This window comes from Lentzea albida (assembly GCF_900111005.1).
GTDB lineage: Bacteria > Actinomycetota > Actinomycetes > Mycobacteriales > Pseudonocardiaceae > Lentzea > Lentzea albida.
On the sequence record NZ_FOFV01000011.1, the window covers coordinates 78748 to 100127 of the forward strand.

Below are 21380 nucleotides of genomic sequence, written 5' to 3' on the forward strand. Positions count from 1 at the left end.
GGAACGACATGAACCGCCAACTGGTGCCTGTCCAGGCACTTCTCACCGACGGCTCGGTCGTCTCGGTGTGCGAACTGGGACCGGGCGACGTGATGGCGTTGCTCGACCTGCACAGGTCGTTGCCGCTGGAGGACCAGTACCTGAGGTTCTTCAGCACGTCACCGCGGCAGCTCGAGGACTTCGTCCGGCGGATGGTGTCGCCGGACGAACCGCACCACGTGGTCATCGGTGCGTACCGGGACGATCGGCTGCTCGGAGCGGTGAGCTACGTCGTCGGCGAGGATCCCGAGGTCGCCGAGGTCGCCCTCGTCGTGTCGCACGCCGAACAGTCGCACGGAGTCGGCACCTTGTTGCTCGAACACCTCGTCTCCCTGGCTCGCGGCAGGGGCATCCGGCGCTTCACCGCCGAGGTGCTCATGATGAACTTCAAGATGCTGCGGGTCTTCACCGACATGGGTCTGGTGTGGACGGTGGTGCCGGAGGACGACGTCGTCCACGTCGAGCTCGGCCTCGACCCGTCCGACCGGTACCTGGACGCCGTCGCGGAACGCGAGGCCAAAGCGGACGTGGCGAGTCTGAGCCACGTGCTGCGACCGGAGTCGATCGCGGTGGTGGGCGCGAGCCGCTCGCCCGGGTCGGTGGGGCACGTCGTCCTGCGCAATCTCGTGGAGGGCGACTTCACCGGTGACCTGTACGCGGTGAACCCCCACGCGAAGTCGGTGGCCGGGGTGGACTGCTACGGCTCCGTCGCGGAGTTGCCCGAAACCCCGGAACTGGCTGTGGTGTGCGTGCCCGCGCGAGCGGTGCCCGGCGTCGCCGAAGAGTGCGGACGCCGGGGAGTGCGGGCGTTGGTGGTGATCTCGTCGGGCGTGGACGCCGAGGAACTCATGAAACCGGTGCGCGTGCACGGCATGAGGCTCGTCGGCCCGAACTGCCTCGGTGTGTCGACCAGCGCGCCGGGCGTCCGGATGAACGCGACGTTCGCCGCCCACAGCACGCTCCCGGGCCACATCGGGCTGGTCACCCAGTCCGGTGGTGTCGCCATCGCCCTGCAGGAGGAGCTGCGCAGGCTCGGTCTCGGGCTGTCGAACCTCGTCTCGACCGGCGACAAGCTCGACATCAGCAGCAACGACCTGCTGATGTGGTGGAAGAACGACCCCGAGACCAGGATCGTCGCGCTGTACCTGGAGTCCTTCGGCAACCCGCGCAAGTTCTCCCGCCTGGCCCGCGAGGTCGCGAGGCACAAGCCGCTGATCGCGATCCGCGCCGCGAGCAGCGAGGCCGGGCAGCGGGCGGCGGCGTCGCACACCGCCTCGACCGCGACCCCGTCGGTCATCAGGGACTCGTTGTTCCAGCAGGCGGGCGTGATCGCGGTCGACAGCGTGCCGGAACTGGTCGACGCCGTGATGGCGCTGAGCACGCAGCCCGTGCCCGGCGGCAGGTCGGTCGCCGTGCTGAGCAACGCCGGCGGGCTCGGTGTGCTGGCCGCCGACGCGTGCGTGCGCCACGGCCTGAAGATCGCCGAGCTGTCCGACGCGACCTCGAAGGAGCTGAGCCGCCTGGCCGGACCGGCGGCGAGCGCGCACAACCCCGTGGACACGACCGCGGTCGTCGGCGTGGAGGAGTTCGCGCGCTGCCTCGACGTCATCGGCGCGGACCCCGCGGTCGACGCGGTGATCACCGTGACCGTGCCGACCGCGCTGGGCGATCCCACGGCAGGAGTGCACGCCCTCGCGGGCACACCGGTCCTGGCGGTGCGCACCGGCCAGACGGAACGGCTCGACGGCGGGATCCCCTGCTACGCCGATCCCGCACGGGCCGCCGCCGCGCTGGCACTGCTCGTCGAGCGCGGCGAGTGGCTCGACCGGTCCCACGAGGTCACCAGGCAGGACCGGGTCGACCTGGGCACCGCGCGGGGAATCGTCACCCGCAACCCCGATGGCTGGCTGCCCCCGGACGAGGTCGTCCGCCTGCTGAAGGCGTTCGGGCTGCCGGTGCTGGGAGGGACCCTCGCGACGACGGAGGAGCACGCCGTCGCCGCCCACCGCGCGTTCTCCGGGCCTGTCGCCATGAAAGCCGTGGCGGACGAACTGCTGCACAAGAGCAAGAGCGGTGGAGTCGTCCTCGGTGTGGAGGGTGACACGGCGGTGGCGGAGGCGTTCCGCGCGTTCCGGGAGAGGTTCGGTGACCGGTTGCGGGGCGTGTTCGTCCAGCCGATGGCGACGGGCGGGCGGGAGCTGCTGGTCGGCGTCGCCGCGGACCCGAAGTTCGGTCCCCTCGTGGTCACGGGGCTCGGCGGGGTGGACACAGACCTGATCGACGACAGGGCGGCCGCGCTGGCGCCTCTGTCCACAGCGGACGCGGACGACCTGATGCGCGGCTACCGCGCGGCCGGAGCGGTGCTGGCGGAGACCGACGCGGCAGCGGTGCGCGACGTGCTGCTGCGCGTGGCGGAACTCGCCGCGGAGCTGCCGGAGGTCACCGAGCTGGACATCAACCCGCTCGTGGTGACCGGCGGCGGGTGCCTGGTGGTCGACGCCAGGGTCCGCGTCGCGGCCGTTCGTCCGACCGATCACTTCCTTCGGCAACTGAGGAGAACCCGATGAGCACGAACGCAGGCCCGGTCGTCGTCGGCGTCGACGGGACACGAGCGTCGAACCGAGCCCTGACCTGGGCGATGGACGAGGCCGTCGCGCGCGGATGCCCGTTGCACGTCGTCAACGCCTGGAACTACGAGCCGCTGGCGGACTGGCGCGAGGTCACCGCACAGCAGGCGGAAGCCGAGTCGAACGCCGTGATCGACGAGGCGGTGCGCGTGGCGTCGCAGGGACGGGCCCAGCTGCCCGAGATCGTGCGGCTCAGCGTGCGCGGCTACGCGGCCGAGGTGCTCGAGCGCCTGTCGCAGGACGCCGCCCTGCTCGTCGTAGCGTCGCACACCGACCACCGGATCCGGCACGTCGTGCTCGGCTCGACGAGCACCCACGTCGTCCGGCACGCCCGGACCCCGGTCGTCGTGATCCCGGTGACCGACAGGGAACACGCGGAGGTGGCGCGATGAAGGCGGGAGACGTCGTCTCACGCCCGCTCGTGGCGGTGGAGCCGTTCGACTTCGCCCGTCATGCCGAGGGGCTCATGGACGACTACGGCCTCACCCTGCTGCCCGTGGTGGACCACGGCGTCTTCTGCGGCGTCGTGACCAAGGCGGACTGCGGGACGGCCCGGACGGGACGACGCGCGCCCAAGGTCTGCGACGTGATGACGCAGCCGGCGCTGACCGCCGGACTGGAGATGGACGCCGCCGACCTCTACACGGCCATGACGCTCTACGAGGTCCTCAGCGTGCCGGTCCTGCACGAAGGGCACGTCCTGGGGGTGCTGACGCGGCGCGACGTCCTGGAGGCCCTCAGCCACGGGGACCCGCACCTGCGAGCCGGTCATGCCGCTCACGACGGCTGAGCGGGAGGAGGTCGCGCACCACGGGCTGCCGGTGCCCGAGGTCGTCGTGCTCGCCGAGACCGACCAGGACACCGGTCTGTCCTCCGCGCAGTGGCGCCGGCGGTTCGCGGACGTCGGTCCCAACGAGCTGCCGGCGCGGCGGGGGCGGAGCTGGGTGGTGCGGTTGCTCCTGCAGCTGCACCACCCGCTGATCTACGTCCTGCTCGTGTCCGCGACCGTGACCGCCGCACTCGGCGAGGTGGTCGACGCGTCCGTCGTCTTCGGTGTCGTCGTGGTCAACGCCGTCATCGGCTTCGTCCAGGAAGCGCGCGCCGAACGGGCTCTGGACGCGCTCGTGGCCATGGTGCGCACCGAGGTGACCGTGGTGCGGGACGGCGTCACGGCGAGAGTGCCGTCGTCCGAGCTGGTGCCCGGCGACGTGGTGCTGCTCGACGCGGGGGACCAAATCGGCGCGGACCTGCGGCTGGTCGTGGCGCGGGAACTGCGCGTCGACGAGTCGGCGTTGACCGGCGAGTCGGTGCCGGTCGCCAAGAACCCGGTGGTGCTGCCGCCGGACACCGCGCTCGCGGACCGAACGAACATGGCCTACTCCGGGACGCTGGTGACGTCGGGCGGTGGGCGCGGGGTCGTGGTCGCCACCGCGGCGGAGACCGAGATCGGCCGGGTGCACCGCCTGGTCGGCTCGACCGCGGGCGTGCAGACCCCGTTGACGCGCAAGCTCGCCCGGTTCAGCCAGGTGCTGACGTTCGTGATCATCGGACTCGCCGCCTTCAGCGTGGTCGTGGGCGTGCTGCGCGGCGAACCCCTTCCCGAGATGGTGACCGCCGCGGTGGCGCTCGCGGTCGGCGCGATCCCCGAGGGACTTCCCGCCGCCGTGACGGTGACGCTCGCGATCGGGGTGGCGCGGATGGCCCGGCGCAACGCGATCATCCGGCGGCTGCCCGCGGTCGAGACCCTGGGCAGCACGACGGTGATCTGCACCGACAAGACGGGGACGCTCACCGCGAACGCCATGACCGTCAACGTCGTGCTGGCCGGGGGAGTGCGGCACGACGTCTCCGGGATCGGTTACCGGCCGGAGGGGGAGTTCGCGCCCGGTGTCACCCCCGCGGTCCGGTCCTGCCTGCTCGCGGCCTGGGCGTGCAACGACGCCGGGATCGTGGAGGACGAGAACGGGTGGGCACCGGTCGGGGACCCGACCGAGGCGGCGCTGGTGGTCGCGGCGAGGAAGGCCGGGCTCGACGCGTCCGAGGTGCCGGCCAGGGTGGACGCGCTGCCGTTCAGTTCGGAGCGGATGTTCATGGCGACCAAGCACGTGAACGACGTGGTCTACGTCAAGGGCGCCGCCGAACGCGTGCTGGAACTGGCGGGCCTCGGGCACAGCGAAGAGGCGGACCGGCTCGCCGCCGCCGGGTTGCGGGTGCTGGCCGTCGGCAGGGCACCCGGTGCGGAACTCAGCGAGGACGGGCTGCGCGGGAACGTGGAACTGCTCGGGCTCGTGGCGATGCACGACCCGGCACGCCCGGAGGCGGTCGAAGCGGTGCGTGCCTGCCAGGCCGCCGGCATCGAGGTGAAGATGATCACCGGTGACCACCCCGCCACCGCTCGGGCGATCGCCGCCGAGTTCGGGATCGAGGACGTCCGCGCCCGTGTCGCGCCGGAGGAGAAGCTGCGCCTGGTCGAACAGTTCCAGGCGGACGGCCAGGTCGTCGCGATGACCGGCGACGGGGTCAACGACGCGCCCGCGCTGCGGCGGGCGGACATCGGCGTGGCCATGGGCCGTGGCGGCACCGAGGTGGCGAAGCAGGCCGCGGACATGGTGCTGACCGACGACAACTTCTCCTCCATCCGCGCCGCGGTGGAGGAGGGGCGCGCGGTCTTCGACAACCTGCGCAAGTTCATCATCTGGACGCTGCCCACCAACATGGCCGAGGGCCTGGTGATCCTCACCGCGATCCTGCTCGGCGCGGCGCTGCCGATCCTGCCGGTGCAGATCCTGTGGATCAACATGACCACGGCCGTCGCGCTGGGACTGACCCTGGCGTTCGAACCACGTGAGCCAGGAGTGATGAGCCGGCCACCGCTGGCACCGTCGTTGCCGCTGCTGACGAGGAGCCTGGTCGGCCGCATAGTGTTCGTCTCGGCGATCCTGCTCGCCTGCTCGTTCGGCGTGTTCCGCTGGCAGCTGTCCTCGGGCGCGTCGCTGGAGGTCGCGCGCACGGTGGCCGTGAACGTCTTCGTGGGCGCGCAGATCGCCTACCTGGTCAACTGCCGTTCGCTGGACCGGATCCGCCCGCGCACCGGCCCGAACCGCTGGCTGCTGGTGGGGGTCGCCCTGACGATCGGCCTGCAGCTGCTGCTCACGTACCTGCCGTTCATGAACGAGCTCTTCCACACGGCACCACTCGGCTGGCAGCCCTGGCTGGTGGTGTTCATGATGAGCGTCATGGCGTACGTGGTGGTGGAGCTGGACAAGTGGCGGCGGCGTCGATGGCGCGGCTGAAGCGCGAGGTGTACGAGGAGGAGCTGTACCGCCTGCAGATCGAGCTGGTGAAGCTGCAGGAATGGGTGCGTGAGAGCGGCGCGCGGCTGGTGGTCGTCTTCGAGGGCCGGGACGCGGCGGGGAAGGGCTCGGCGATCAAGCGGATCACCGAGCACCTCAACCCCCGGTTCGCGCGCATCGTCGCGTTGCCGGCACCCAGCGAACGCGAACGCACCCAGTGGTACTTCCAGCGCTACGTCCCCCACCTCCCGGCGGCCGGGGAGATCGTGCTGCTCGACCGCAGCTGGTACAACCGCGCCGGCGTCGAACGGGTCATGGGGTACTGCACGCCCGAGGAACACCGGTTGTTCCTGCGCCAGTGCCCGGTCTTCGAACGGATGCTCATCGAGGACGGCGTCCTGCTGCGCAAGTACTGGTTCTCCGTCAGCGACGCAGAACAGGAACGGCGCTTCCGCAAACGGCTCGACGACCCGCTGAAGCGCTGGAAGCTCTCGCCGATGGACCTGGAGTCGTTGACCCGCTGGGAGGACTACTCGCGCGCCAAGGACGAGATGATGGTCCACACCGACACCGACGAGTCGCCCTGGTACGCCGTCGAGGGCGACGACAAGCGCAGCGCCCGCATCAACATGATCTCGCACCTGCTGAGCACGGTGGACTACCAGGAGGTGACTCCGCCGAAGATCAAGCTTCCGCGACGGCCCTCGTCGAAGGGCTACGAGCGCCCGGCGCGGGTGCTGCAACGCGAAGTTCCCGACCGCGCGGGGGAACTCGACGGCGAATCCGGTCGCACCACGCCGTGACACTCCGGCGCGCGGCCACCCGGTGCGAGGAGGAACGTGGCCGGCCACCGGCGGCGGACCGCGCGGCTCCACAAAGGACTCGCGGTGGAGTTCACCACCGGTCCCGGGGTCAGGCGCGGGCGCGACGGCGATCGCCACGGCGGTGCGCGGCCTGGACCGGCTCGAACCCGTTGCCGGGGAAGAAGCCCCGTGACGCCGCGAGGCTCGCCCGGCAGGCACGCACGATCTGACGCGTGGCGGCCGTGTCCGGGGTCCTCCGGCAGGACTCGCACCGGACCAGCACGTCACCCGTCAGCTCGTCCACTCCGACCGACGCGGGCGAGAAGCAGTCACGGCACCAACGGTGCCCGGTGACCTTGATGACGTGGTCCGCGGAGTGCACGCAGTGGTGCAGCCACCGCCGGTGCAGCCGGCAGGAGACGCGTTCCAGCGCGCTGAGGCCGAGTTCCTCCGCCGCGTCCTCCTCGGCGAGCGCGGCGGCGAGTGCGCGGTCGCGGACGTCGGCGTAGCGCCGGTGGTCGGCTTCGAGAACGGGCGTGGTCATGGTGTGCTCCCGGATTCGGCGTCCTCCCCAGGCTTCTCCGGCACACCGGGCGTCGACACCGCACGGTGACTCCACTTCGACCGAGACCACGGGCTCATCGTGGTCGAGACGTTGGTCCCTGGGGACGCGGGCGACCACCCGGAAACCTGGTACCAGGAGGTGGACCATGACCGCGAAACCGATGTCCAGACTCGTCCGCCAGGCCTTCCCCTACCACAACGAACTCGCCACGGCCGGAGACCGGGCCGAGAGCGCCGTGCTGGTGCTGGGCTTCGTGATCGCGATGCTGGCCGTCCCGGTCGCGGGCGCCGCGGGATCGGAGATCTACGCACTGCAGAGCGCGCGCGTGGCCGTCGACCAGGCGACCAGGAGCCGGACGGACGCGGTCCTGATCGAGGACGCGCCGCCCGCCGTCGGGATGTCCGAGCGCAGTGGCGCCGTCGAGGCCGCGCCCGTGCTCGCGACGTGGCGGTCGCGGGACGGGAGTCCGCGCAGTGGTGAGGTCCAGGCGTCCCCCGGTGCCGAGAAGGGCGCTGTGGTGCCGATCTGGATCGACGAGAGCGGAGCCGCGACGGAGCCGCCCATGACGCCCGAAGGCGCCGCCATCGACGCCGTCTTCCTGGGACTGCTGTTGTGGAGCGCGGTCGCCGGCGCGATGGCGGCGCTGTACTTCGCTGCGAGGTTCGCGCACAAGCGCGTCCGGATGCGCAAGTGGTCCGCCGAGTGGGAGCGGATCGCGCCGGACTGGACGGGCAGGTGACGTCGTGATCACTCCGATCGGACACACCGGCACGGTGGTCGTGGGTCTGGACGGCTCCGAGGCCGCGCAGCGCGCAGTGCGCTGGGCGGCCTCTGAGGCTGCGCGCAGGAAGTCGTCGCTGCGCGTCGTGCACGCCGAACTGCCGTTGCCGCCGGACGCGCCCGACCTGTCCGGCATGGCGCGGCGAGCACTCCACGAGGAGGCGCTGCACTGGACGGAGGCCGCCGTCGAGGCCGCGCTGGCGGTCGCGCCCGGTCTCGCCGTCGAGGTGCGGGTCGAGGTCGGGTCCGCGCTGCGGTTGCTCGAGGAGGAGTCGGAGACGGCGGCACTCGTCGTGGTCGGCTCACGCGGGCTGGGAGGGTTCGCCGGCCTGCTGCTCGGCTCGGTCGCGGTGGGACTGTCCTGCCACTCCCGGTGTCCCATGGTCGTGGTGCGGGGTGATGACCTCGTGCCGGACGGCCCTGTCGTCGTGGGGGTCAACGGCTCTCCGGAGAACTGGCACGTGCTGGACCGCGCGTTCGAGGAGGCCGGGGCCCGCGGCGCCGAGCTGGTGGCCGTGCACGCCTGGAGGCCGCCGCTGGGGACGCCCGGGATCGCCGAGTCCGTCGGCATCGTGTGGTCCGAGCTCGACGTCGTGCGCGGGGCGAAGGTCGTCCAGCGGCTGGAGGCCTGCGCGGACAGGCATCCCGGTGTGAAGGTCAGCACGCACGTCGTGCACGGGTCGGCGGCTCACCGGCTGGTGGAGTTCGCCCACGGAGCCGCCCTGCTCGTGGTGGGTGCCCGCGGGACCGGAGGTCTCACCGGGATGGTGCTCGGTTCGACGAGCCAGGCGGTCCTCCGGCACGCGCCGTGCCCCGTGCTCCTGGTGCGGCCCGTCCTCGCCGAGCAGGTGGAGCACGCGGCGCGGTGAGCAGGACACGGGAACGGGGCGCCGCGGTCGCGGCGCCCCGTTCCGTGGTGCGGTCACTTCAGCCAGGTGTTCGACCGGACGAAGGGCAGCTCGGCCCACCAGCGGCTGAGGCTCCACACGGCGGTGGACGCCGTCGCCGCCACCACGATGAGCACGAGTGCGTAGACGATGTGGTAGTCGATGAGCGGGTTCGTGGACGAGGTCGCCTCTCCCGCCGCGTTGTGCTGGGCAGGGGGCCATTCGGCCGCCCACATGAGCAGCATCATCAGCGTGCCGGCGACGGCCGTGATCCGCAGGCCGATGCCGAGCACCAGCGCCAGACCGATGGCGAGAAGACCGACCATGAAGAGCGTGTCGGCCCACCAGGTCCCCGCCCAGTCCTGGAACATCGACTGGAACGGTCCCACGTCCACGTGGCCGAGGAAGCCCTTGGTGGGCGATCCTCCGGAGAACCAGGCGTTCTTCGACTGCGTGGCGTAACCGAGGCCGAAAGCCTTGTCGAAGAAGGCCCACAGGAACAGCAGTCCGGTCGCGATGCGCAGCACCGCGATGGACGCCGCGCTCACGTCCACTCGAGTCCGGACGGGAACGTGCAATGCGGACATCATTACCTCCCAGGTGTTTCGTCCTGAACCAAGCTTCGCGTTCCTCGAACGCCGCACCCAGGGTCCTTGGGACCGCGGCGGAAGAGCCCGATGGCGGTGGGCGGAGGACCGTCCGCCGCGGAACCTGGCGGTGTGCCGCTCCGTGCTCCCGGAGCATGGTCGGGCGACCGTCGGCTGGTGAAGTCCCCGGACGACGTTGGTGTCGTGGAACCCTTGCGGTGGAAAGGTTTCGCGTGTACCGCGGCACGGCGCGCCACGCGGCGGTACCCGCGCTGCGATCCGCGCCGGAGCGTGGGATCATCGCGGGACCGGTGTCGGGATCCGAGCCACAGACCGGGGTCACAGGGCAATCGGTGCCGCGAACCGAGTGGGGCGAGGGGTTGCGGTGGGATCGACGTCGCGATTCGAGCCGGAACGTGGCATCACAGCGGAACCCGCGCCGGAGCAAGGGATCACGACGCACCCCGCGCCGCACCCCGCGCCTCAGCGTGCGGAGACGAGGTGCTCGGCGATCTTGTAGGCCCAGAGGTCGATCGCATCCCAGTCGCGGTGGTCACCGGCCATGGGGCCCTGCGCCATTTTCCTGGCGAGGAAGCCGACCGCGTTCTCGGGAGTCACCCTGCCGCCGAACGTCGTCGGCTGCTCGGCACCGATCCGGGCAGCCAGCTCACGGACCTTGCGCGGCGCCTTCTGCGGCTCCACCTCCGCGCCGAGCGGTCCGCTGTGGAACAACCAGACCGGCTTCCTCGCGAGCGCGGGTGCGTTGCGCTTCAGGAACTTCACCGCCTCCGGACGCCACCGCGCCGCGTAGAGCGCGCTGCCCAGCACGACCGCCTTGTACGGCTCGACCGACTTGACGTCGGCGGCGTCCATTACGGTCACCTCGTGCGAGGCCGCGCGGATCCTTGCCGCGATCGCCTCCGCGATTCCCTTCGTACCACCCATCTTGGTCGCGTATGCGACGAGAACTTCGCTCATATCAACACCATCGCGCCGCGCCCGCGGCGGGGACAGGGCCCTTGTGCTCGCGCCGGCAGGGACAGGTGACGCCGACGTCGCCCGGTGGAGCTGGGGTGCGTGGTCGTCGCGAACCAGCGTGCTGAGCCGCGGTTGCGGGGCGGGAGCAGGGCACACGTGCACCAGGTGGCCGGGGCCGGCTCCCGGGGCGGCGGCCCGGGGTGCGGTCGTTCCGGGCATCCCGCCGGGCCGCGCTCGTGGGGGTTCCCGCCGTCACGCGCGAACCCCCACGACGGTGTCACGGCAACGTGCGGGCGACGCGGTCCGCCAGGTCGACCGTGCGGTGGGCGTAGCCCCATTCGTTGTCATACCACCCCATCACCTTGACGACGTTGCCCTGCACCTTCGTGAGCGACGCGTCGAACACGCACGACGCCGGGTCGCCGATGATGTCGCGGGAGACGACCGGGTCGGTGGTGTAGCGCAGGATTCCCTTGAGGTGCCTGGCGGCGGCCTCGGAGAAGGCGCGGTTCACCTGTCCCGCGGTGGCCGGTTCGGCGAGCCGCACCGTCAGGTCGGTGAGCGAGCCGTCCTCGACCGGCACCCGCACCGCCAAGCCGTCGAGCTTGCCGTTCAGCGAGGGGATGACCTGCCCGATGGCGCGCGCCGCTCCCGTGGACGTCGGGATGATGTTCACGGCCGCCGAACGTGCCCGGCGCAGGTCCTTGTGGGGGCGGTCGAGCAGCGCCTGGTCACCGGTGTAGCTGTGGATCGTGGTCATGACGCCCTCCACGACGCCGAACGCCTCGTCGAGCACGGCGGCCATCGGGGCGGCGCAGTTGGTCGTGCAGGACGCGTTCGAGATGACGTGGTGCGAGCGGGCGTCGTAGGTGTCGTCGTTGACGCCCAGCACGATCGTGGCGTCCACGTCCTTGCCGGGAGCGGTGATGAGCACCTTGCGCGCACCTCGTTCGAGGTGGATTCCCGCGGTCTCGCGGGTGCGGAACTTCCCGCTGGCCTCGATCACGACGTCGACCCCGAGCATGCCCCAGTTGAGGTCCTTCGGATCCGCCTCGGCGGTGACGAGGATGCTGTGGTCGTCGACCGTGATCGTGTTCCCCTCTGCGGAGATGTGCCTGCGCCACGGACCGTAGGTCGAGTCGAACGCCAGCAGGTGCGCCAGGGTCTCCGGCGTGGTGATGTCGTTGACGGCGACGATCTCGATCGCCGTGTCGTTGCGGTCGAGGGCGGCGCGCAGCACGTCCCGCCCGATCCGACCAAACCCGTTGATGGCGACGCGAACCGGCATGTGCTCCTCCTACTGGGCTGGAACGGGCAGCGGCGCGGGAGCCATCGGCTCCCAGCGGGCGGCGAGGCGCTCTTCGAGCAGCCGCATGGTGGTGTACTCGAGGTCTTCCAGCGGCAGGCGGTGGGGCTCGAACGGACCGTGGCGCCGCATGTAGTCCATGACTTCGTTGGCCGTGCTCCGCGCACGGTCGAACGACGGGTCGTCGAACATGTCGCGCGGGCCGATCAGCTTGCCGTCGCGCACCTGGAAGCCCAGGGCGGTGACGCGGGGCGGTCCGTCGAACCGGGCGGGATGCGCCTGGCCGATGGCCACCGGCATGATCGGCGCGTGGTGGGAGCCGCGCATGCACCCGGCGACGCTGTGCGGGAATGCGAAGGGCTCCAGCACCTCACCGACGGCGGGCAGGCCGGACTGGGCCCGGACGATCATCACCGGGTCGTCCTTGCCGACGTACTTGCCCGCGATCAGGGACAGCCGCTGCGTCGAGGTGGCGGCCGCCTGCTCGTCCAGCGTCTTCGACCGCACGGAGTGGATGACGTACCGCGCCGGGGCGCCGATGTACATCAGCATCTCGTAGAGGTCGGCCGGGCAGTCGAACCAGATCTTCTTCTCCTCGTGCAGGTCGTAGACCTCGAACCGGAAGCCGGCGTGCATGTTCGCGTCGATCACCAGGCCCGCGGTGTTGAACGGGTCGGCGAACATCTTGTACAGCGGCAGGTTCCACGCACCGGGCTCGGTCTTGTCGGCCAGGAAGCAGATGACCGGCTCGCTGGGACGTTCGGTGAACTCCAGCTCGGCGTAGCCGGGTCCCATGCCGCGCAGGTTGCCGCTGAACGCGTCGGACAGCAGGTCCTGCCCGGCGCCGTAGAGCCCGAGGCGCTTCGCGATCTCCGTGGTGCGCTGGAACGTGTCCCAGGCGAACGAGTGGATCGGCTCGGCGTCGGCGCCGTGCTCGTGGGTCATGATGAGCGAGATGTCGTCACCGCAACTCGCGACCTGGGCGTCGACCAGCAGACGATCGCTGACGGCGGTGGCCAGGGCGTCCTGGGCGGCGGCCAGCATGTCGGGGTGCACGGAGGAGTGCCCGACGTAGCCTCCCGTGTCCGCCTTGATGATGCTGAGCGTGATCATGGTGGTCTCCGGTTCAGTGGAGGGTGCGCAGCAGGAGCCGGCGTTCGGCGGAACCGATCGCCGCCCTCGCCGCGGGAACGGCGTCGGGGTTCACCGAGATGGAGGTGATGCCGAACTCCACGAGCTTCTCGGCGAACTCCGGCTTGTTGGACGGTGCCTGGCCGCACAGCGACGAGGTGATGCCCGCGTCGCGGGCGGCGCCGACGATGCGGCCGATCATGTCGAGCACGGCCGGGTCGGACTCGTCGAACAGGTCGGCGCACAGCTCGGAGTCGCGGTCGACGCCGAGCATCAGTTGCGTGAGGTCGTTGCTGCCGATGGAGACCCCGTCGATGCCGGACCGGGCGTACTCGGGGATCCAGTACGCCACCGAGGGAACCTCGGCCATGACCCACCGGTGCAGGCCGCGCTGCCTGCCGAGGGTGCTGCGGTCGATGTGCTCCAGGCAGGCCTCCAGCTCCCACTTGGTGCGGACGAACGGGATCATCAGATGCAGGTTCGGCGTCTGCTCGCGGACCCGCGCGAGCGCCCTGAGCTCCAGCCCGAACAGCATCGGGTCGTCCACGTACCGGAAGCAGCCGCGGTAGCCGATCATCGGGTTGTGCTCGTGCTTCTCGAACGCGTCCCCGCCCTTGAGCTCGCGGAACTCGTTGGTGCGGAAGTCCATCGTGCGGTAGACGACCGGGCGCGGTGCGAACGCGTGGGTGATCTTGAGCAGCGCGGACGTCATCGCGTTGAGGAAGTCCTCGGCCCCGTTGCGGGCGAGGAAGCGGCGCGGGTGTTCGGCGCCGAGCGCCTCGGTGAGCATGAACTCCGCCCGCAGCAATCCGACGCCGTCGACCGGCATCGCGGCCACCTCTGAGGCGTGCTCGGGCAGCGCGAGGTTGACGTACACGCGGGTGCCGAGCGCCTCGGTGGACGGCATGGCGGGCGCGACGATCCGGGGTGCCGTGGTGATCGGCGCCGACCCGGCGCGGACCTCACCGGCGCTGCCGTCGACCGTGATCAGCTGCCCCTCCTTCAACACCGACGTCGCCGAGCCGGTGCCCACGACGCACGGCACGCGCAGCTCGCGCGCCACGATCGCGGCGTGGCAGGTGATGCCGCCGCCGTCGGTGACGACCGCGGACGCGCGGCGCATGGTCGGCACCCAGTCGGGGTTGGTCATCTCGGCGACGAGCACCTCGCCGTCACGCAGCCGGGAGCCCTCGTCGGGGGAGTTCAGGACCCTGACCCGTCCCGACGCGACGCCGGGCGACGCGGCCAGTCCCGCGACCAGCGGTCCGTCCAGCGGGACGACGGTCTCGGGCAACGTCGTGATGGGACGGGACTGCACCAGCCAGGTCTTGCCGTCGGCGATCGCCCACTCGGTGTCCTGCGGTTCGCCGTAGTGCCGCTGCACGCGCACGCCGAGCCGGCCGATGGCGACGGCCTCCTCCTCGGTGAGCACCTGCGCGCTGGACTCCTCGGAGCTCAGCTCGACGCGCTGGTCGGCCCCGTCCGGGCCGCGTACGATCTTGTGGGATTTGCGGCCGATACGGGTGTCCACAAGGGACACCGTGTCACCGTTGCGGCGCAACACGTACGTGTCCGGCTCTACCGAGCCGCTCACCACGACCTCGCCGAGGCCGAACGAGCCCTCGACGAGCAGCTTGTCCCGGTCGCCCGAGGACGGGTCGGCGGTGAACATGACGCCGGAGCGTTCGGAGTTCACCATCTTCTGCACCACGACGGCGATCGCGGGCTCGTCGGTGATGCCCTGCTCGGCGCGGTACGCGACCGACCGGGTGCCGAACAACGACACCCAGCAGTCCAGCAGCCGGTCGAGCAGGGCGTGCGCGCCGCGGGTGTTGGTGAAGGTGCTGTTCATGCCCGCGAACGACGCTCCGGCGGTGTCCTCCGAGGTCGCGGAGGACCGCACGGCGACGGACTCGTCCTGGCCCAGGTCGCGGTAGGCCTGCAGCACCTCGTGCCGGACGTCGTCCGAGATCCCGGCCTTGCGCACCAGGTCCCGCATCCGTTCGGCCGCCTCGGCGAGGCGCTCCGGCGAGCTCGCCCGGTCGAGTGCGACCGCGAGCTCCCCGGCGAGGTCCTCGCGGACCTGGCCCATCGACTTCAGGAACGCCTCGGCCGTGACCACGAATCCCGGTGGGACGGGAAGGCCCGCGCGGGTCAGCTCACCGAGGTTGGCGCCCTTTCCACCGGCGGTCTCGGTGTCGTCCTTGCCGAGCGTGCTGAAATCCCGGATGTAACTGCTCATGACCGCTCCTGCGGGGTGAGGACGTCGACGAGGGGACGGCGGGGCGTGGAGGGCAGCGGGTCGGCGTTGAAGCCGGCCCAGCCGGCCCGGATGACGAGCTGGGGACAGGTGGAGCCGCCCAGCACCTGGTCGCGGACGAGATCCCTCGTCTCGACGACCTCCAGAGGCTGGCTGAGCGGGCAGCACGCGAGTCCGGCGGACGTGGCCTCGAGGAGGACCGCGCTGGTGGCCTCGCCCGCGCGCAGCCGCGACAGCGCGTCGTCGGACGAGGTGCTGAGCACCAGCAGCGAACCGGCGTCCTCGCTCAGCAGCAGCCGGTCGGTCTGCCTGAGCTCGCCCGGGGCGAACTCACGCATCTGGAGGTTCCCGTACTGGTGCGGGCCCGAGGGGATGTTCGCCGCGGGGACTCCCGCGGAGGCACCGGGGTAGACACCGGTCCACTCGCGGATCTCGTCCCGGTACGCGGGATCGGCCTCCTGCGCGGTGGCGGCCTTGGCGATGGCCATCAGCAGTTCGTCGCGTGCCCGGCCCCGCACCTCCTGGGCCTCGACACCCTCCGCGAGCGCGGCGGCGACGAGCTGCGCGACGATCTCGTCCGGCACGGCCCAGGACGAGAACGCCCGCCGGTCCGTACGCCTGCGCGGAATCGCCGCCGCGAGAGCGACGTGCGCCTTGCTCGGTTCGGCCGCCTGGAACTCGACGGCCGCGAGGTGGTCGGGCTGTCCGGGGTTGGGCAGCCGGTGGACGACCGCTCGCCACCCGAGAGCCGCCAGTCCGACGCGCAGGTGGTGCAGTGCGGCCCCGCAGCTGATGACGAGGTCGGCTCCCAGCGGGTCCACGGCGGGCAGGCCGCGCGTCCGGTCGGCGTACAGGTGCAGGCTGTGCTTGCCGAGTTCCCAGCGCCACGGCTGGGAGTTGTGCACCGAAGGCGCGCGGCACGCGAGCGCGACCGCCGCCCGCAGCGTGTTCTCGTCCGGCTGACCGCGGTCCATCCGGATCACCTCCCTGTGTCCAGTTGCGCTTTTCAACCTTTCAGCGCCGGCGGACGCGGGTGAGGGGCCTAGGTCCCCTGCGAAGCGGGACCGCCGTCCCGGCGGGCGCCGCCTTTGGCACGTGGCCGGCGGCCGGGCGCACGACGACGCTGGGGCACACGGGAACGAACAGATCACCGGAGGGTGTGTCATGCGTGAACCGACTGTCTCCTCGCTGATGACGCGCGAGGTGATCACCGCGGACGTGGAGAGCACGTTCAAGGACGTCGTGCAACTGCTGGAGGACAACGGGATCAGCGCCGTACCCGTCCTGGACGGCGGATATCCCGTCGGTGTCGTGTCGGAGGCCGATCTGCTGCCGAAGGAGGAGTTCCGCGGCGGCACCGCCGACGCACCCGGCCTGTTCGCGGGACGCGACGCCAAGCACCGCTGGGACAAGGTGTCCGGGCTGACCGCCCGGGACGTGATGACCAGCCCCGTCAGGAAGGTGTCGCCGGGTGCCGGCGCCAGCGCGGCCGCCAGGGAGCTCGCCGAGGCCGGTGTCCGCAGGCTCTTCGTGATGGACGACGACGGAGCGCTCGTCGGTGTGCTGTCCCGGCGCGACCTGCTCAAGCTCTACCTGCGCGACGACGACGATCTCAGGACGACGATCCGTGACGAGGTCTTCGGGCGCACGCTGTGGGTCGACCCGGACACCGTCGACGTCGTGGTGACCGACGGGGTGGTGAGTCTGCAGGGACGGCTCGAACGCCAGAGCGAGATCGACATCGCCGACCACCTCGTGCGCTCGCTGCCGGGAGTCGTGGACCTCCAGAACCGGCTGCGGCCGGTGTGGAACGACACCGTGCACCCCCGCCAGACCGAGATCTTCGGCTGAGGGGACGACGAGCGATGAGGACCCGAGACGTGATGACCAGCGACGTCGTGGTGGCGAGCCCGGACATGGGCGCCCGCGACGCCGCTCGCCTGCTGGCCGACCGCGGCTTCACGGTGCTGCCGGTGGTGGACGCCGCAGGCACGTTCGTGGGTGTCGTGGGGGAGGCCGAACTGCTCCGCGACAGGCTTCCCCAGGACCCACGCGTGCTGGTGCACGGCGAACCCCCGGCACCCCGGCGCGCGCCGGGGGACGTGGTGGCGCAGGTGATGACGAAGCCGCCGGTCACGGTCACCCCGAACACCGACCTGGCCGAGGTGGCGGACCTCATGCTGGAGCACGACGTGCGCAGCATCCCGGTCGTGCACGAGGGACATCTCGCCGGCATCGTGACCCGGCGGGACATGCTGCGTTCCATCAGCCGCGAGGACTGGATCATCGAGGCCGAGATCCGTCACCGCCTCGGCGTCCTGGGCGCCGCCCACCGGTGGCAGGTCGAGGTGCACGCGGGCAAGGTGTCCATCGTGGACAGTCTGAACGACGCGACCGACCGGCACGTGGCCGAAGTGCTGGCCCGCGCGGTCGCCGGCGTGACCGACGTGCGCATCACCGCACCGGAGAGGATCTGACGGTGGCCAGACGGTGGAAGGACCTGACCGACGGCCAGCGCAGGACGTTCGTCACGATGGGCGTCGTGCAGGTGCTGCTCGCGGGAGCGGCCTGGACCGACCTGGCGCTGCGGCCCGCGGAGTACGTGCGGGGGCGCAAGGCCTGGTGGGCGCTCGCGATCCTGGTCAACTTCGCCGGCCCCGTCGCCTACTTCCGCTGGGGGCGGCGCACGTGAGCACGTGAAGAGGCGCCGGGGCGACCCCGGCGCCTCTTCACGTGCTCAGGCCCGCGGAACGATCTCACGCCTGCAGGACGACCTTCAGGGCACCGGTGTCACCCGCGTTCTCGAAGACGTCGTACGCCTCGGCCATCTCACCGAGCGCGAACCGGTGCGTGATGAACCGCTCGCCGTCGATCCGCCCCGCCTCCACCATCTTCAGCAACGTCGGCGTGGACACCGTGTCGACGAGCCCGGTGGTGATGGTGACGTTGCGGATCCACAGGTTCTCCAGGTGCAGCGTCGCCGGCCTGCCGTGGACGCCGACGTTCGCCACGTGCCCGCCGGGCCGCACCAGCTTCGCGCACAGCTCGAACGTGTCCGGCACACCCACGGCCTCGATCGCCACGTCCGCGCCGAGCCCGCCCGTCAGCTCGCCGACGACCCGCTCGGCCTCTTCCGCCGTGGCGGCGGTGACGTCGGCGCCGAACTGCTTGGCCGCCTCGAGCCGTGACGCCGCGAGGTCCACGGCCACCACGTGGCCCGGGCTGTAGAGCTGGGCGGTCTGGATCGCCGCCAGCCCGATCGGACCGGCTCCGACGACCACGACCGTGTCCGCGGGCTTCACGGTCCCGTTGAGCACGCCCACCTCGTAGGCGGTGGGCAGGATGTCCGCGAGCACCACCGCCGCGGTGTCGGAGACGTCCGGGGGCAGCAGGTGCGTCGACGTGTCGGCGAACGGCACGCGCACGTACTCGGCCTGCACCCCGTCGACGGTGTGGCCGAGGATCCAGCCACCGCCGCCGAGGCATTGCCCGTAGCTGCCGGTCCGGCAGTAGGAGCACCGCCCACAGGTGGTGATGCACGAGATGAGCACCCGGTCACCGGGCTTGAGCCCGGTGACCGACGAGCCGACCTCCTCGACCACGCCGACGGCCTCGTGGCCGAGGACCCGGCCGGGCTCTACCTCGGGCACGTCCCCCTTGAGGATGTGCAGGTCGGTGCCGCAGATCGTGACCGCGGTGACCCGCACGACCGCGTCCGCCGGGTCCTCGATCACGGGCTTCGGGACGTCCTTCCACTCGCGTGTGCCAGGACCGCCGTAGACCAGCGCCTTCATCGCTTCCTCCTCGCGAGTCGCTTGCCCGTCCAGCCTTCTCGCGGGCACGGCGGGAGCGCAGGGACCGGGGTCCCGCACGGGAGGGGACCAAGTGCCCGGCGGCGAGGTGCCCTGGGCAGGTGGGGCCACCTGTGCCGGGAGCGCAGGCTGACAGCCGGAGGGTCCACGGCGGAGTGAGGAGCAACTCGTGACCACTGAGGTCTCGAATCCGTGTTCCGCGACGCGTTCCAGACCGGGCGGCGGTGAGCCCGCGCCGTCCAGGTCCGGTCTCCCCACCGCGATCGCGCTCGTGGTCGGTTTACGCGCGACGCCTTCGGCGAGTTCGCCGGTTTCCTCGACGCCCGGTGTGCCCGGCAACGAACGCGGCCGCGGTGGAGCCCGGTGCACGACCTGCCCCGTCCAGCGCGACGGCATCGGAAAGGACGACGCGATGCGACACCCCGGCACCCTGCTCAAGGAGCTGGACCTCACCAAGGACCGGTTCCTCGACCTCGTCTCGCAGGCCCGCGGCCTGAAGCGGGCGAAGGCCTCCGGGACCGAGCACCCGTTGCTGATCGGCAAGAACATCGCCCTGGTCTTCGAGAAGAGCTCCACCCGCACCCGCTGCGCCTTCGAGGTGGCGGCCCACGACCAGGGCGCCCACGTCACCTACCTCGACCCCACCGGCACGCACACGGGACACGACGAGTCCGTTGTGGACACCGCGAAGGTCCTCGGCCGCATGTTCGACGGCATCGAGTTCCGCGGCTTCGCCCAGGACACCGTCGAGGAACTCGCCGACCACGCGGGCGTCCCGGTCTGGAACGGCCTCACCGACTCCTGGCACCCGACCCAGGTGCTCGCCGACGTGCTCACCATGATCGAGAACCACCCCGGGCCGGTGGAGGAGATCGCCTTCGCGTTCGTGGGCGACGGTCACAACAACGTCGCCCGCTCGCTGCTCATCACCGGCGCGTTGCTCGGCATGGACGTCCGGATCGCCGCACCCGCCTCGCTGCGGCCGCCGGCCGACGTCGTCGCCAAGGCCCACGAGCTCGCCATCGGGACCGGTGCCCGCGTCCTCGTCACCGACGAACCGGAGAAGGCCGTCCGCGGCGCCGACTTCCTCTACACCGACGTGTGGGTCAGCATGGGCGACTCCCCGGAGGACTGGGACACCCGCGTCCCGCTCCTGATTCCGTACCGCGTCACCGCCGAGCTGATGAAGGCCACCGGCAACCCGAACACCAGGTTCCTGCACTGCCTGCCGTCCGTCCACGACCGCACCACCCAGGTCGGCCGCCGCGTGTACGAGCAGTACGGCCTAGACGGCGCCGAGGTCACCGACGAGGTCTTCACGTCACCGAACTCGGTCGTCTTCGACCAGGCCGAGAACCGCCTCCACACGATCAAGGCGGTCCTGATCGCCGGACTGGCCTCCTGATGCGCGTCGTCGTCGCTCTCGGAGGCAACGCCCTGCTGCGGCGCGGCGAACGCGCCGACGCCTCGGTCCAGCTGCACCACGTCGAAGCGGCGGCACGAGCACTCGCGCCCCTGGCCGCCGACCACGAGCTCGTCGTCTGCCACGGCAACGGACCGCAGATCGGCCTGCTGGCCCTCGAGAGCTCGGCCGATCCCGCGCTGACGCGTCCGTACCCGCTCGACACGCTCGGCGCCGAGACCCAGGGCATGATCGGCTACTGGCTGGCCCGGTCCCTGCGCAACGCGGGTGTGCGCAAGCCGGTCCTCGCGGTGCTGACCCAGACCGTCGTCGACGCGGCGGACCCCGCGTTCGCGTCGCCGACGAAGTTCATCGGCCCGGTCTACGAACGCGAGCACGCCGAACGCCTGGCCGAGCGGAACGGCTGGACCATGGCCGCCGACGGGCCGCACTGGCGCCGGGTCGTGCCGTCACCGGAACCGGTCCGCCTGGTCGAGCAGGAGTCGATCGAGCACCTGGTCGGGTCGGGAACGGTCGTCGTCTGCGCCGGCGGGGGAGGCGCACCGGTCGTCGACGACGGGAAGCTGGAGGGTGTGGAAGCTGTGGTGGACAAGGATCTCACGGCCGCCGAACTCGCGATCGCGCTCAAGGCCGACCGACTGCTCCTGCTGACCGACGTGTCCGCGGTCATGTCCGACTTCGGGCTGCCGAGTGCCGAGCCGCTGGACCACCTCGACGTCGGCGAGATCGACCAGCTGGAGTTCCCCGCGGGTTCCATGGGACCGAAGGTCGAAGCGTGCCGCCGGTTCGTCCTGGCGACCGGCTCCGAGGCGGCCATCGGCGCCCTCCCCGACGCCGCACGCGTCCTGGAGGGTTCGGCGGGCACCGCTGTGCGGTGATACCCCCAGAG

At 71.2% G+C, this 21380-nt stretch carries 20 protein-coding genes; 12 read left to right on the forward strand and 8 right to left on the reverse strand.

Translation table 11 applies throughout. The features are described from left to right. Positions 1–8: 8 nt before the first annotated feature. Genes BMY74_RS25755 through ppk2 form a run of 5 tightly spaced genes read left to right on the forward strand, consistent with a single transcriptional unit; the run spans position 9 to position 6762 of the window. Positions 9–2606 (forward strand): bifunctional acetate--CoA ligase family protein/GNAT family N-acetyltransferase, encoded by a 2598-nt coding sequence (locus BMY74_RS25755; RefSeq protein ID WP_089920475.1) that lies wholly within the window; start codon positions 9–11, stop codon positions 2604–2606. Next, positions 2603–3058 carry a universal stress protein gene (locus BMY74_RS25760; protein ID WP_089920477.1) on the forward strand — a complete coding sequence of 152 codons (456 nt, stop codon included), beginning with the start codon at positions 2603–2605 and terminating at the stop codon, positions 3056–3058. The genes BMY74_RS25755 and BMY74_RS25760 overlap by 4 nt, the downstream gene beginning before the upstream one ends. Then, positions 3055–3456, forward strand: a complete 402-nt coding sequence (locus BMY74_RS25765) for a CBS domain-containing protein (RefSeq protein WP_089920479.1) — start codon at positions 3055–3057, stop codon at positions 3454–3456. The genes BMY74_RS25760 and BMY74_RS25765 overlap by 4 nt, the downstream gene beginning before the upstream one ends. Further along, positions 3437–5959: an HAD-IC family P-type ATPase gene (locus tag BMY74_RS25770; protein WP_089920481.1), complete on the forward strand. Its 2523-nt coding sequence runs from the start codon at positions 3437–3439 to the stop codon at positions 5957–5959. Before BMY74_RS25765 ends, BMY74_RS25770 begins: the two co-directional genes overlap by 20 nt. Then, a complete protein-coding gene (ppk2, locus tag BMY74_RS25775; RefSeq protein WP_089920888.1) occupies positions 5947–6762 on the forward strand; it encodes a polyphosphate kinase 2 in 816 nt (271 codons plus the stop codon). The genes BMY74_RS25770 and ppk2 overlap by 13 nt, the downstream gene beginning before the upstream one ends. A gap of 109 nt (positions 6763–6871) precedes the next feature. Here the strand turns inward: ppk2 and BMY74_RS25780 are convergent, their stop codons facing one another. Beyond that, positions 6872–7306, reverse strand: a complete 435-nt coding sequence (locus tag BMY74_RS25780; RefSeq protein WP_177229917.1) for a hypothetical protein — start codon at positions 7304–7306, stop codon at positions 6872–6874. A gap of 166 nt (positions 7307–7472) precedes the next feature. Between BMY74_RS25780 and BMY74_RS25785 the strand changes: the two genes are divergently transcribed. Both BMY74_RS25785 and BMY74_RS25790 read left to right on the forward strand, forming a co-directional pair. Continuing rightward, positions 7473–8066 carry an Rv1733c family protein gene (locus BMY74_RS25785; RefSeq protein ID WP_089920483.1) on the forward strand — a complete coding sequence of 198 codons (594 nt, stop codon included), beginning with the start codon at positions 7473–7475 and terminating at the stop codon, positions 8064–8066. Between the two features lie 4 nt (positions 8067–8070). After that, the gene (locus BMY74_RS25790) at positions 8071–8976 is read left to right on the forward strand and encodes a universal stress protein (protein WP_218159742.1); all 906 of its coding nucleotides are present in this window, start codon (positions 8071–8073) and stop codon (positions 8974–8976) included. 53 nt (positions 8977–9029) lie between these two features. On the opposite strand, the gene BMY74_RS25795 is transcribed toward BMY74_RS25790, so the two are convergent. The 6 genes from BMY74_RS25795 to BMY74_RS25820 form a co-directional block, all read right to left on the reverse strand. Then, positions 9030–9581 (reverse strand): DoxX family membrane protein, encoded by a 552-nt coding sequence (locus BMY74_RS25795; RefSeq protein WP_089920890.1) that lies wholly within the window; start codon positions 9579–9581, stop codon positions 9030–9032. Between the two features lie 483 nt (positions 9582–10064). Next, on the reverse strand, positions 10065–10559 hold the full coding sequence (locus BMY74_RS25800; RefSeq protein WP_089920485.1) for a flavodoxin domain-containing protein: 495 nt from the start codon (positions 10557–10559) through the stop codon (positions 10065–10067). Positions 10560–10836: 277 nt separating this feature from the next. Next, positions 10837–11847, reverse strand: coding sequence for a type I glyceraldehyde-3-phosphate dehydrogenase (gap, locus tag BMY74_RS25805; RefSeq protein ID WP_089920487.1), 1011 nt, complete (start codon positions 11845–11847; stop codon positions 10837–10839). Between the two features lie 9 nt (positions 11848–11856). Continuing rightward, the gene (fbp, locus tag BMY74_RS25810) at positions 11857–12978 is read right to left on the reverse strand and encodes a fructose-1,6-bisphosphate aldolase/phosphatase (protein WP_089920489.1); all 1122 of its coding nucleotides are present in this window, start codon (positions 12976–12978) and stop codon (positions 11857–11859) included. A gap of 13 nt (positions 12979–12991) precedes the next feature. Beyond that, positions 12992–15238 (reverse strand): phosphoenolpyruvate synthase, encoded by a 2247-nt coding sequence (gene ppsA, locus BMY74_RS25815; protein ID WP_089920491.1) that lies wholly within the window; start codon positions 15236–15238, stop codon positions 12992–12994. Then, positions 15235–16230 carry an Acg family FMN-binding oxidoreductase gene (locus BMY74_RS25820; RefSeq protein WP_089920493.1) on the reverse strand — a complete coding sequence of 332 codons (996 nt, stop codon included), beginning with the start codon at positions 16228–16230 and terminating at the stop codon, positions 15235–15237. The genes ppsA and BMY74_RS25820 overlap by 4 nt, the downstream gene beginning before the upstream one ends. Positions 16231–16420: 190 nt before the next feature. Here BMY74_RS25820 and BMY74_RS25825 point away from each other — a divergent pair, with 190 nt between their 5' ends. The 3 genes from BMY74_RS25825 to BMY74_RS25835 are packed head-to-tail and all read left to right on the forward strand — an operon-like array spanning position 16421 to position 17948. Beyond that, the gene (locus tag BMY74_RS25825) at positions 16421–17107 is read left to right on the forward strand and encodes a CBS domain-containing protein (protein WP_089920495.1); all 687 of its coding nucleotides are present in this window, start codon (positions 16421–16423) and stop codon (positions 17105–17107) included. 14 nt (positions 17108–17121) lie between these two features. Next, the gene (locus tag BMY74_RS25830) at positions 17122–17733 is read left to right on the forward strand and encodes a CBS domain-containing protein (protein WP_089920497.1); all 612 of its coding nucleotides are present in this window, start codon (positions 17122–17124) and stop codon (positions 17731–17733) included. 2 nt (positions 17734–17735) lie between these two features. Then, the gene (locus BMY74_RS25835; protein ID WP_245786359.1) at positions 17736–17948 is read left to right on the forward strand and encodes a PLDc N-terminal domain-containing protein; all 213 of its coding nucleotides are present in this window, start codon (positions 17736–17738) and stop codon (positions 17946–17948) included. Positions 17949–18012: 64 nt separating this feature from the next. Here the strand turns inward: BMY74_RS25835 and BMY74_RS25840 are convergent, their stop codons facing one another. Beyond that, positions 18013–19050 (reverse strand): zinc-dependent alcohol dehydrogenase family protein, encoded by a 1038-nt coding sequence (locus BMY74_RS25840; RefSeq protein ID WP_089920499.1) that lies wholly within the window; start codon positions 19048–19050, stop codon positions 18013–18015. A gap of 187 nt (positions 19051–19237) precedes the next feature. On the opposite strand from BMY74_RS25840, the gene argF reads away from it, so the two are divergent. Continuing rightward, entirely contained in the window at positions 19238–20473 is a 1236-nt protein-coding gene (argF, locus tag BMY74_RS25845) for an ornithine carbamoyltransferase (protein ID WP_245786360.1), read from the forward strand. Further along, positions 20473–21369 (forward strand): carbamate kinase, encoded by an 897-nt coding sequence (locus tag BMY74_RS25850; protein ID WP_089920501.1) that lies wholly within the window; start codon positions 20473–20475, stop codon positions 21367–21369. Before argF ends, BMY74_RS25850 begins: the two co-directional genes overlap by 1 nt. Positions 21370–21380 lie beyond the last annotated feature (11 nt).

Bases quoted from the DNA above. Each gene is read 5' to 3' on its own strand.
- gap (WP_089920487.1), bottom strand. From the start codon at position 11,847: ATGCCGGTTCGCGTCGCCATCAACGGGTTTGGTCGGATCGGGCGGGAC.
- BMY74_RS25795 (WP_089920890.1), bottom strand. From the start codon at position 9,581: ATGTCCGCATTGCACGTTCCCGTCCGGACTCGAGTGGACGTGAGCGCG.
- BMY74_RS25830 (WP_089920497.1), top strand. From the start codon at position 17,122: ATGAGGACCCGAGACGTGATGACCAGCGACGTCGTGGTGGCGAGCCCG.
- BMY74_RS25820 (WP_089920493.1), bottom strand. From the start codon at position 16,230: ATGGACCGCGGTCAGCCGGACGAGAACACGCTGCGGGCGGCGGTCGCG.
- BMY74_RS25755 (WP_089920475.1), top strand. From the start codon at position 9: ATGAACCGCCAACTGGTGCCTGTCCAGGCACTTCTCACCGACGGCTCG.
- BMY74_RS25770 (WP_089920481.1), top strand. From the start codon at position 3,437: ATGCCGCTCACGACGGCTGAGCGGGAGGAGGTCGCGCACCACGGGCTG.
- fbp (WP_089920489.1), bottom strand. From the start codon at position 12,978: ATGATCACGCTCAGCATCATCAAGGCGGACACGGGAGGCTACGTCGGG.
- ppk2 (WP_089920888.1), top strand. From the start codon at position 5,947: ATGGCGCGGCTGAAGCGCGAGGTGTACGAGGAGGAGCTGTACCGCCTG.
- BMY74_RS25840 (WP_089920499.1), bottom strand. From the start codon at position 19,050: ATGAAGGCGCTGGTCTACGGCGGTCCTGGCACACGCGAGTGGAAGGAC.
- BMY74_RS25760 (WP_089920477.1), top strand. From the start codon at position 2,603: ATGAGCACGAACGCAGGCCCGGTCGTCGTCGGCGTCGACGGGACACGA.
- BMY74_RS25825 (WP_089920495.1), top strand. From the start codon at position 16,421: ATGCGTGAACCGACTGTCTCCTCGCTGATGACGCGCGAGGTGATCACC.
- BMY74_RS25765 (WP_089920479.1), top strand. From the start codon at position 3,055: ATGAAGGCGGGAGACGTCGTCTCACGCCCGCTCGTGGCGGTGGAGCCG.
- BMY74_RS25780 (WP_177229917.1), bottom strand. From the start codon at position 7,306: ATGACCACGCCCGTTCTCGAAGCCGACCACCGGCGCTACGCCGACGTC.
- BMY74_RS25800 (WP_089920485.1), bottom strand. From the start codon at position 10,559: ATGAGCGAAGTTCTCGTCGCATACGCGACCAAGATGGGTGGTACGAAG.
- BMY74_RS25785 (WP_089920483.1), top strand. From the start codon at position 7,473: ATGACCGCGAAACCGATGTCCAGACTCGTCCGCCAGGCCTTCCCCTAC.
- ppsA (WP_089920491.1), bottom strand. From the start codon at position 15,238: ATGAGCAGTTACATCCGGGATTTCAGCACGCTCGGCAAGGACGACACC.
- BMY74_RS25850 (WP_089920501.1), top strand. From the start codon at position 20,473: ATGCGCGTCGTCGTCGCTCTCGGAGGCAACGCCCTGCTGCGGCGCGGC.